This is a genomic window from Aquisalimonas sp. (genome assembly GCF_007120195.1).
Lineage (GTDB): Bacteria > Pseudomonadota > Gammaproteobacteria > Nitrococcales > Aquisalimonadaceae > Aquisalimonas.
The window spans coordinates 1-10,420 of sequence record NZ_SKOG01000123.1 but is presented as its reverse complement, the minus strand read 5'-3'; the positions used below and the strand labels follow the sequence as shown (position 1 = coordinate 10,420).

At 65.2% G+C, this 10,420-nt stretch carries 10 protein-coding genes; 7 read left to right on the top strand and 3 right to left on the bottom strand.

Annotated features, from left to right (window positions below):
• Positions 1 to 229 precede the first annotated feature (229 nt).
• Positions 230 to 1,663, top strand: coding sequence for a mannose-1-phosphate guanylyltransferase/mannose-6-phosphate isomerase (locus tag QZT63_RS09335; protein ID WP_290650591.1), 1,434 nt, complete (start codon positions 230 to 232; stop codon positions 1,661 to 1,663).
• A gap of 44 nt (positions 1,664 to 1,707) precedes the next feature.
• Here the strand turns inward: QZT63_RS09335 and ettA are convergent, their stop codons facing one another.
• The 3 genes from ettA to QZT63_RS09320 form a co-directional block, all read right to left on the bottom strand.
• Entirely contained in the window at positions 1,708 to 3,372 is a 1,665-nt protein-coding gene (gene ettA, locus QZT63_RS09330) for an energy-dependent translational throttle protein EttA (RefSeq protein WP_290650590.1), read from the bottom strand.
• Positions 3,373 to 3,466: 94 nt separating this feature from the next.
• Positions 3,467 to 4,372: a 30S ribosomal protein S6--L-glutamate ligase gene (rimK, locus tag QZT63_RS09325; RefSeq protein WP_290650588.1), complete on the bottom strand. Its 906-nt coding sequence runs from the start codon at positions 4,370 to 4,372 to the stop codon at positions 3,467 to 3,469.
• A gap of 9 nt (positions 4,373 to 4,381) precedes the next feature.
• Entirely contained in the window at positions 4,382 to 4,855 is a 474-nt protein-coding gene (locus QZT63_RS09320; protein ID WP_290650586.1) for a RimK/LysX family protein, read from the bottom strand.
• Between the two features lie 417 nt (positions 4,856 to 5,272).
• Here QZT63_RS09320 and glyA point away from each other — a divergent pair, with 417 nt between their 5' ends.
• The 6 genes from glyA to ribH all read left to right on the top strand — a co-directional run.
• Entirely contained in the window at positions 5,273 to 6,538 is a 1,266-nt protein-coding gene (glyA, locus tag QZT63_RS09315; RefSeq protein WP_290650584.1) for a serine hydroxymethyltransferase, read from the top strand.
• A 9-nt stretch (positions 6,539 to 6,547) separates the two neighbouring features.
• Positions 6,548 to 7,018, top strand: coding sequence for a transcriptional regulator NrdR (gene nrdR / locus QZT63_RS09310; RefSeq protein ID WP_290650582.1), 471 nt, complete (start codon positions 6,548 to 6,550; stop codon positions 7,016 to 7,018).
• Between the two features lie 20 nt (positions 7,019 to 7,038).
• A complete protein-coding gene (gene ribD, locus QZT63_RS09305; protein ID WP_290650580.1) occupies positions 7,039 to 8,163 on the top strand; it encodes a bifunctional diaminohydroxyphosphoribosylaminopyrimidine deaminase/5-amino-6-(5-phosphoribosylamino)uracil reductase RibD in 1,125 nt (374 codons plus the stop codon).
• Positions 8,164 to 8,165: 2 nt separating this feature from the next.
• Positions 8,166 to 8,828 carry a riboflavin synthase gene (locus QZT63_RS09300; protein WP_290650578.1) on the top strand — a complete coding sequence of 221 codons (663 nt, stop codon included), beginning with the start codon at positions 8,166 to 8,168 and terminating at the stop codon, positions 8,826 to 8,828.
• 47 nt (positions 8,829 to 8,875) lie between these two features.
• Entirely contained in the window at positions 8,876 to 9,991 is a 1,116-nt protein-coding gene (ribBA, locus tag QZT63_RS09295) for a bifunctional 3,4-dihydroxy-2-butanone-4-phosphate synthase/GTP cyclohydrolase II (RefSeq protein WP_290650576.1), read from the top strand.
• A 71-nt stretch (positions 9,992 to 10,062) separates the two neighbouring features.
• On the top strand, positions 10,063 to 10,420 hold a 358-nt coding region (ribH, locus tag QZT63_RS09290), incomplete at its 3' end, for a 6,7-dimethyl-8-ribityllumazine synthase (RefSeq protein WP_290650574.1).

The window sequence follows — 10,420 nt, the reverse complement described above, 5'->3', positions numbered from 1 at the left end:
GCCCCTGGCGGCGTTGCGCCTCCTCGCCGTAGTCCCCGCTACGCCTCGTCGGCGCGCCTTGCCAGGAACCGTCAGGATCCACGCCAATTTTCGCAACGTATTTACGGGACAGGACACTAGGCAGGCGCTCAACGCCTCCCGGCTCGCCATGGCCTGGGGCTCCCGCAGGGTGGCGGGAATCCTGCTATGGTCTGCCCCAAGGGGTGAACACGGAAAACGAGGGTGTCCCATGGCGAGGATTACGCCACTTGTGCTGTCCGGCGGGTCGGGAACGCGGCTGTGGCCGTTGTCCCGGGAGCTTTATCCCAAGCAGCTTCTACCGCTGATCACCGCCGACGAGACCATGCTTCAGAGTACCGTCAAGCGGCTCGAGGGGCTCTCGCATGTAGGCGCGGAAGTGGTGGTGATCTGCAACGAATCCCATCGCTTCATGGTGGCGGAACAGCTGCGCGAGATGGCCGCCGCACCACGGGCGGCGATCCTGTTGGAGCCGGTCGGGCGCAACACGGCGCCGGCGGTGTGCGCCGGCGCGATCTACGCCATGACCATGGATCCCGAAGCGCTGCTGCTGGTGATGCCCGCCGACCACCGCATCGCCGACCCCGCGGCCTTCCAGCGGGCGGTCATCGCCGGCTGCCAGGCCGCCCTGGACGGCTATCTGGTGACCTTCGGCATTCGCCCGGCCTATGCAGAGACGGGCTACGGCTATATCCGTGCCCTGCTGAACCAGGACGACTTGGCCGATGGGGCGTCGCCCGTGGCGGAGTTCGTCGAGAAGCCCGACGCCGCAACGGCGCAAGAGTATGTCGCTGCCGGCGATTATTTCTGGAATAGCGGTCTGTTCCTGTTCCGGGCCGCTCGCCTCCTCGAGGAACTCGAGCGCTTCGAACCGGATATGGTGGCGGCCTGCCGCGCGGCCCTGGACGGCGCCACTCGCGACCTGGACTTCATCCGCCTTGAGCACGAGGCTTTCGCTCGGTGCCGGTCCGACTCCATCGACTATGCCGTGATGGAGCGCACCAGGGACGCCATGGTCGTGCCCATGGATCCGGGCTGGAGTGACCTGGGGTCCTGGGCGGCCCTGCAGGCAGCCACGACGGCGGACGCGAGTGGCAATGTCATTCGAGGCGATGTCTACGCCCATGACTGTCACGACAGCTACATTCGCGCCGAGCACCGTCTTGTGGCTGCGCTTGGGCTCAATGACGCCGTGGTGGTGGAAACCGCAGATGCGGTGCTGGTAGCGGATCGCCACCGCGTCCAGGACGTGAAGACAATCGTCGATCGCCTACGCCACGATGGCCGCGAGGAGCCGCTGAATCACCGCCGCGTGGTGCGGCCATGGGGCTCCTACGAGCGCATCGCCGAGGGCGAGCGCTTCCAGGTCAAGCGCATCGTGGTCAGCCCGGGTGCGAGCTTGTCACTGCAGATGCACCACCACCGGGCCGAACACTGGGTGGTCGTGCGCGGGACGGCGCGTATCACGCGGGGCGAGGACACGTTTCTCCTGACCGAAGACCAGTCCACCTACATCCCGCTGGGCGTCCAGCACCGGTTGGAGAACCAGGGCAAGATCCCCTTGGAGCTGATCGAGGTGCAAAGCGGCAGCTATCTCGGCGAGGATGACATCGTCCGTTTCAGCGACGCGTACGGGCGAAGGTGAGCGGGGGCGTGCCCCCCGCTGTCCCAAAGGCCTCAGTGCCGGCCTCACGCCAGCCGCTTGTACTTGATGCGGTGCGGCATCATGGCCTCTTCACCGAGCCGCCTCTTGCGCTCCTCCTCGTACTCCGTGTAGTTCCCGGTGAAGTACGTGTACTGGCTCTCGCCTTCGAAGGCCAGGATATGGGTGCTGACGCGGTCGAGAAACCAGCGGTCATGGGAGATGACCACTGCACAACCCGGAAAGGTGAGCAGTGCTTCTTCCAGGGCGCGCAGGGTTTCAACGTCCAGGTCGTTGGTGGGCTCGTCGAGCAGCAGCACGTTACCGCCGCTTTGCAGCAGCTTGGCCAGGTGGACCCGGTTGCGCTCGCCGCCGGAGAGTTCGCCAATGCGCTTTTGCTGCTCGGTGCCCTTGAAGTTGAAACGCCCCACATAGGCCCGTGACGGCACCTCGTAGGTGCCCACCCGAATGACGTCCTGGCCGCCGGAGATCTCCTCCCAGACGGTCTTGCTGTCGTTCAGGCTGTCACGGGACTGATCCACGTACGCGAGTTCCACGGTCTCGCCGATGCGAATATCACCGGCGTCCGGCGCTTCCTCACCGGTGATCATGCGGAACAGCGTTGTCTTGCCGGCCCCGTTCGGGCCGATGACACCGACGATCCCGCCGGGGGGCAGGTTGAAGGTGAGGTCCTCGTAGAGGAGTTCATGGTCGAAGGCCTTGCGCACGCCGTCGAACTCGATGACCTTGTCGCCCAGTCGCGGACCCGGCGGGATGTAGAGCTCCTGGGTCTCGTTGCGCTTCTGGAATTCCTTCGACTGCAGCTCGTCAAAGCGCTGCAGCCGCGCCTTGTTTTTCGCCTGTCGCCCCTTGGGGTTGGTGCGCACCCATTCCAGCTCCGCCTTGACAGCCCTATTGTGGGCGCTCTGCTGCTTCTTCTCCTGCTGCAGGCGCTTTTCCTTCTGCTCCAGCCAGGAGGAGTAGTTGCCCTGCCAGGGAATGCCGCGGCCGCGGTCGAGTTCCAGGATCCAGCCGGCCACGTTGTCCAGGAAGTAGCGGTCGTGGGTCACCGCCACCACCGTGCCCCGGAACTCGTCCAGGAATCGCTCCAGCCAGGCCACGGATTCGGCATCCAAATGGTTGGTGGGCTCGTCGAGCAGCAGCATGTCCGGGCCGGAGAGCAGCAGGCGGCACAGAGCTACGCGGCGCTTCTCGCCGCCGGAGATGGTGCGCACATCGGCCTCCCAGGGCGGCAGGCGCAGCGCTTCGGCGGCCTGCTCCAGCTGGCGCTCCAGATCCCAGGCGCCGGCGGCCTCGATGCGATCCTGCAGCTTGCCCTGCTTTTCCATCAGGGCCTCGAAATCCGCATCCGGGTCGGCCATTTCCGCCGAGACGGCGTTGAACGCGTCCAGGAGGTGCTTGAACTCTGCGACGCCTTCCTCCACGTTGCCGCGCACGTCCTTGTCCGGATCGAGTTGCGGCTCCTGGGGTAGGTAGCCGATGTTGATGCCGGGCTGGGGCCGGGCCTCACCCTCGAACTCCTTTTCCACGCCGGCCATGATTTTCAGCAGCGTGGATTTACCGGAGCCGTTCAGGCCGAGGACGCCGATCTTCGCACCCGGAAAGAAGGACAGGGAGATGTCCTTGAGAATTTCGCGCTTGGGCGGGACGATCTTGCCCACCCGATTCATGGTGTAGATGTACTGCGCCATTGGTCAGTAAGCCTATTGCTCTAATGAGTGGAGCGCCATTCTACCGATAGGCTGCGGTTATAACAGCCTTTGCCGCCGCGACGTGTCCGGGCACTCAGCCCTTACCGCGCGTGCCGGTCTTCCCCTTGCGCCCGTGTTTCTCCAGGAACTGGATGACGTAGGTGGCAATGTCCTTGTTCGTTGCCCGCTCGATGCCCTGCAGGCCCGGCGAGGAGTTCACTTCCAGGACCACTGGCCCGTGATTGGAGCGCATGATGTCCACCCCCGCCGTATTCAGCCCCATAATCCGCGCCGCCCGTACGGCGGTGGAGCGCTCCTCGGGGGTGATGCGGATGGGCCTGACTGAGGCTCCGCGATGGACATTGGAGCGGAACTCCCCGTCTTGCGCCTGCCGGATCATGGAGCCCACGACCCGATCGCCGACCACAAAGCAGCGGATGTCGGCGCCGTGGGCCTCGCGGATGTACTCCTGGGTCAGGAAGTAGGCGTTGAGGCCACGGAAGGCGTCAATCACGCTCTCGGCCGCCTTGTTGGTCTCTGCCAGGACAACGCCGCGCCCCTGGGTCCCCTCCAGCAGTTTCACCACCAGCGGCGCGCCGCCCACGAGGTTGATCAGATCCTGGTTGTCGTCGGGGGAATAGCCGAAACCGGTGATCGGCAGGCCGATGCCCCGGCGGGAGAGGAGCTGCAGCGAGCGCAGCTTGTCCCGGGAGCGGCTGATGGCGACGGATTCATTAAGGGAGAATACCCCCATCATCTCGAACTGCCGCACCACTGCGGTGCCGTAGAAGGTAATGGAGGCGCCGATACGCGGGATGAGCGCATCGGGCATCACCACCTCTTCGCCCCGGTAGTGGATTTCCGGCTTGTGTGAGCTCACGTTCATGTAGCAGCGCAGCGGGTCGACGACGCGCACCGTGTGGTCGCGCGCTTCGCCGGCCTCCACGAGCCGGCGGGTAGAGTAGAGCTTGCGGTTACGCGAGAGGATGATGATGTCCATCGAACAGCGCTACTCCATGGGCGCAGTCGCGGTGTCGCTCCGATCGGGCGCTCCGCAGACGAAAGAGGCGGATGGGTTGACCAGGACCCGGCGACGCATGGCCCGCCGGCCGAGCAGCATACGAAACCCCATGCTATCGCGGTTGGTCAAGGTCAGATCGATGGGCCAGACGAGCCCACCGAGCATGAACTGCGTACGGATGACCGGGCGGCGTTCGCGATGACCGTTGGAACTCGTGACCAGGCGCTCGCCGACGAGGTGGGCGGTGCAACGCACGGTGGGCTGACTGCGGCGCTGGATGGGGTGGATTTCGAACGCCACGCGCTCCCGGCCGGCCTCGGTGAAATAGCGCACGTGGATCGCGTGCAGGGCGGAACTCAGGGCGCCGGTGTCCACTTTTACCTTGATAGCAGGAATGTTGAGTTGCGGCAGGGCTGCCCATTCCCGCCAGCCCGTTGTCAGCTTGGGTTGCTGCTTGCGCATGCCGGTTCGTCGCATCATACAGGGGGTGATGGCCGCGTTTCCCGGACCGTACGACCGATGATGCGGCCTCTTGTAGAGGAAACACCGGCGGGTGGCAAGTCGTATCGGGAGTCAGTCCGCGCTGGCGCGGTCGGGGTGCCGTAACCCGGGCGCGCGGCTGGTGGTTCCGGTGTCGCGCAGGGAACACAGGGCGTCCGTGCAGATGCAACCGGAATCCGTTAGACTGCTACGCTTCTCCGGAGCAGCTTTCGGGCCCCGCGCCCGGTCCAGCCCGGCGCTTCGTCGCCGCTGACCGGTTCCGTTTTCAGTGTCATCGCGCTTGCGGGACCGTGCCGCTGCCGGGGCCGTGATCGCCTGACGCCCAGCGCGCACCGATCACCTTCATTCATTTCTCTTTGCCATCATCGAGGAAACCGCATGTTCAACAGTGAACTGAACATTGCCAGCTTTGATCCTGAACTCTGGGATGCCATTCGAAAGGAGACGCGCCGGCAGGAGGAGCACATTGAGCTCATTGCTTCCGAGAACTATGCCAGCCCGCTGGTCCTGGAAGCCCAGGGCAGTGTGCTGACCAACAAGTACGCCGAGGGCTACCCGGGTAAGCGCTACTATGGCGGCTGCGAGTTCGTGGACGAGGCCGAGCGACTGGCCATCGACCGCGCGAAGCAGCTCTTCGGCGCGGATTATGCCAACGTGCAGCCGCATAGCGGCTCGCAGGCCAACGCCGCCGTCTACCTGGCCCTCGCAAGCCCCGGTGACACGATCCTCGGTATGAGCCTGGATCATGGCGGCCACCTCACACACGGCGCCAAGGTCAACTTCTCCGGCAAGGTGTTCAACGCCGTGCAGTACGGGCTGGACCCGGCAACCGGAGAGATCGATTACAATCAGGTGGACGCCCTGGCCCAGGAGCATCGGCCGAAGCTTGTTATCGCCGGTTTCTCCGCCTACTCCCGCGTGGTGGACTGGGCGAGGTTCCGCGAGATCGCCGATAAGGTGGGCGCCTATCTGGTGGTGGATATGGCTCACGTGGCGGGGCTGATTGCCGCAGGCGTTTATCCCAACCCCGTACCCCACGCCGACGTCTGCACGACGACCACCCATAAGACCTTGCGTGGCCCGCGCGGCGGTCTGATCGTCGCCCGCGAGAACCCGGAGATCACCAAGAAGCTCCAGTCGCTGGTTTTCCCCGGCATGCAGGGCGGGCCGCTGATGCACGTCATCGCCGCAAAGGCCGTAGGCTTCAAAGAAGCGTTGGGCCCTGATTTCAACGCCTACCAGCAGCGGGTCGTGGACAACGCCCGCGTCATGGCCACCACGGTGCAGGAACGGGGCTACAACGTCGTCTCCGGCGGCACTGACAATCACCTGTTCTTGATCGATCTGGTGAACAAGGGTCTCACGGGCAAGGCTGCGGACGCCGCGCTGGGCCAGGCGCATATTACAGTGAACAAGAACGCCGTGCCCAATGATCCCCAGTCGCCCTTTGTCACGTCCGGGCTGCGGATCGGTACGCCGGCGATCACCACGCGCGGCTTCGATACCGACGATGCCAGCCGGCTGGCGCACTGGATCTGCGATGTGCTGGACAACATCTCCGACGCAGACGCCATTGCCCGCGTGCGTGAGCAGGTCATCGAGATCTGTCGTCGCAAGCCGGTGTATCAGGCGAACCAGGGCTGATCGGAACCCATGCGTTGTCCGTACTGCCACGCGCAGGATACCCGGGTGGTCGATTCGCGCCTTGCGCGCGAGGGTGACCAGGTGCGTCGGCGCCGGGAGTGCGGACAGTGCGGTGAACGGTTTACCACCTTTGAGTCCGCGGAACTGCTTATGCCGCGGATCGTCAAGCGCGATGGCACCCGGGAGCCATTCGCCGAGGACAAGCTGCGAACGGGCATGTTGCGGGCCCTGGAGAAGCGGCCCGTGGACACCGAGCGTGTCGAGGCCGCTATCCACCGGATTATCCGCACGATTCGCGCCCAGGGTGAGCGGGAGATCCCGACGCGGGATCTGGGCCACTGGGTTATGGAAGAGCTTCGGGAACTCGATAAGGTGGCGTTCGTCCGCTTCGCCTCGGTCTATCGCAGCTTCGAGGATGTCAGCGCCTTCCGTGAAGTCATCGAGGGCCTGGAGGACTCACCCCCGTCCTCAACGGATTGACGGCTTACAGGCGCCCGCCGATGTCCGATTCTGCCTTCAGCTCCAGTGACCACCAGTGGATGGCCCGTGCGCTTCAGCTGGCCGAACTGGGATTGTGGGGTACGCGGCCGAATCCGCGCGTCGGCTGTGTGCTCGTGCGTGATGGTGTGCTCGTGGGGCAGGGCTGGCATGCCAGGGCGGGAGACGCCCACGCCGAGGTGCATGCCCTGCGTGCGGCGGGGCGGGATGCCAGCGGTGCCACCGCGTACGTCACCCTCGAGCCTTGTGCCCATCACGGACGCACGCCACCCTGCGTGGATGCCCTCATCAATGCGGGGGTGGCCGAGATTGTCATGGCCATGCGTGACCCGAATCCCGCAGTGGGCGGTCGCGGTCGGCAGAAGCTCCGCGCCGCCGGCATGATCGTGCGTGAAGGGGTTTGCAAACAGCAGGCTCATGCCCTCAACCCCGGTTTTGTGCGTCGTATGCTCGCCGGGCGGCCCTGGGTACGCTGCAAGTTGGCGGCGAGTCTCGACGGGCGCACCGCCATGGCCTCGGGCGAGAGTCGCTGGATTACCAGCCCCGCAGCGCGGGCGGATGTGCACCGCTGGCGCGCCCGTTCCTGCGCCATCGTGACGGGCAGCGGCACGGTGCAGGCGGATGACCCGGCCCTGACCGTGCGCGACGTGCCGCAAGCAGCCGACGTACCGCCGCCGCTGCGGGTTGTCCTCGATTCCTCGTTGTCCACGCCGCCGGATGCAGCCGTTGTGCGCGCACCCGGACCGGCGCTGGTGCTGACCACCCGGGATGGTGGTGACCAGCGCTTGGCCCTGCAGCGGGGCGGTGCCGAGGTGGAAACACTGCCCGCTGGCCCACATGGTTTAGACCTGGAGGCGGTGCTGATGGCACTGGGTCGCCGGCTGATCAACGAGGTGCTGGTCGAGGCCGGGCCCACGCTGGCCGGGGCGTTTGTCAGTGCTGGTTTGGTGGATGAGCTGATTCTGTATCAGGCGCCTCACCTCATGGGACACGAAGGCCGGCCGCTGCTACAGCTCCCAGGTCTTGAGCGGATGGCCCAGCGCCTGCCGCTTGAGTTACTGGATGTGCGTCGCATCGGCAGCGACATCCGCGTGCTGGCTCGACCGAGATCAACACAGGAGGGATGACCATGTTTACGGGGATTATCCAGGCTGTCGGCGAGGTCGCCGCGCTCGAGCGACGCGGTGATGACGTTCGGCTGCGGCTGCGCACCGGCGATCTACCGCGCGATGCTGTCGCCATCGGCGACAGCATCGCCGTCAACGGCGTGTGCCTCACGGCCGTGGAATTGCCCGGCGACGGCTTGGCGGCGGATGTTTCCGTGGAGAGCCTCAGGCGCACCAGCCTGGGCCAGCTTGACGTGGGCAGCCGTGTGAACCTCGAGACGGCGCTCACCCCATCCACGCCACTGGGCGGGCACCTGGTCAGCGGCCATGTGGACGGCCTCGGTACCGTGGAGGAGCGGAGCCAGGAGGGGCGGTCCTGGCGGTTCGTCTTTCGTGCCCCGGATCGCCTGGCGCGCTACATTGCCGAGAAAGGCTCCATTTGCATCGACGGCGTGAGCCTGACGGTCAATGGCGTCGACGGCGCCCAATTCGAGGTGAATATCGTGCCCCATACAATGGACGCCACCCGATTCGGCGAGTATCGTCCCGGCCAGTCCGTCAATCTCGAAGTGGATGTAATCGCCCGTTACCTTGAGCGCCTCATGCTCGGGGATAAGGCCGCCGAGCCCGGGTCGGCCGGCATCACCCGCGAGTTGCTCGCCCGCAACGGTTTCCGCGCCGACTGACCACCGCGGCACGACCGGTCACGGCCGCAGCGACAGGAATGAATGGCATGTCCATGAACAGCACCGAGGAGATCATCGAGGATCTGCGCCAGGGGCGTATGGTCATCATCATGGATGATGAAGACCGGGAGAACGAAGGCGACCTGGTCATGGCCTCCAGCATGGTGCGCCCGGAGGACATCAACTTCATGGCCCGCTACGGCCGCGGGTTGGTGTGCCTGACGCTTACCCGGGAGCGCTGCGAGCAGCTGCGCTTGCCGTTGATGGTCGGCGCGACCGACCAGGCTCAGAGTACCAACTTTACCGTTTCGATCGAGGCCAGCACGGGTGTGACCACCGGCATTTCCGCGGCCGATCGTGCACGCACCGTGCAAGCCGCCGTCGCGCCCCATGCGAAACCCGAGCATATCACCCAGCCCGGCCACATTTTTCCGCTGATGGCCCAGCCCGGCGGCGTGCTCACCCGGGCCGGCCATACGGAAGCCGGGTGCGATCTCGCACGCATGGCCGGGTTTGAGCCCTCTTCGGTGATCGTTGAGATCCTCAACGAAGATGGCACCATGGCGCGGCGCGATGATCTTGTTGCATTCGCCCGCGAGTACGGGCTGAAGATCGGGACCGTGGCGGATCTGATCGCCTATCGCGTGCGCAATGAGCGCACCGTGGAGCGGGTGGCGGATTGCGAGCTGCCCACGGAGTTTGGGCCGTTCCATCTCTATGCCTATCAGGATAATGTCGCCAATGCCCTGCATTTCGCGTTGGTTCGTGGCCGGCCAGACCCGGATACGCCGACGCTGGTGCGCGTGCATCTGCAAAACACACTATCGGACATGTTTGCCAGCACCGGTCCGCTGTGTGGCTGGCCGCTGCGGGCGGCTTTGCGTCAGGTCGCCGAGGCCGACCAGGGCGTGGTCGTGGTGCTGCGCAGTAACGAGGACGACTCGGCGCTGCTCAAGCGCATGCACCAGTATCATCGCCAGGCCGAACGTGCCGAGGACGATGGCACCTCGCAGGCCAGTGGCGACCTTCGCACCTACGGCAAGGGCGCGCAGATCCTCACTGACCTCGGCGTGCGGCGCATGCGTGTGCTGAGCGCGCCCAAGCGCATGCATGCGCTGTCCGGGTTCGGCATGGAAGTTGTTGAATACGTGGAGCCGCAATGACGGGACTTGCGATAAGGGGTTAGGGTAGCGGGCGTAACGCGCACACAATGGACTTGGACGGGACGGGTAACATGACGACAATCGAAGGTGATTTTACATCCGTGGATGACCGTTACGCGATCGTCGTGGGCCGGTTCAATGCATTCGTGGTGGAGAGCCTGCTCGCCGGCGCGCTGGACGCCCTTAAACGCCACGGTGTGAGCGACGACCGTATTACCGTGGTCCGAGTCCCGGGGGCCTGGGAGTTGCCGCTGGTGGCCGATCGCCTCGCAGCGTCCGGCAAGCACGAGGCGGTCATTGCGCTTGGTGCCGTGATTCGTGGTGGAACCCCGCATTTCGACTATGTCGCCGGCGAATGCAGCAAGGGTCTCAGCCAGGTCGCCACGCGGCGCGACCTGCCGGTGGCTTTCGGCGTGTTGACGGTGGATT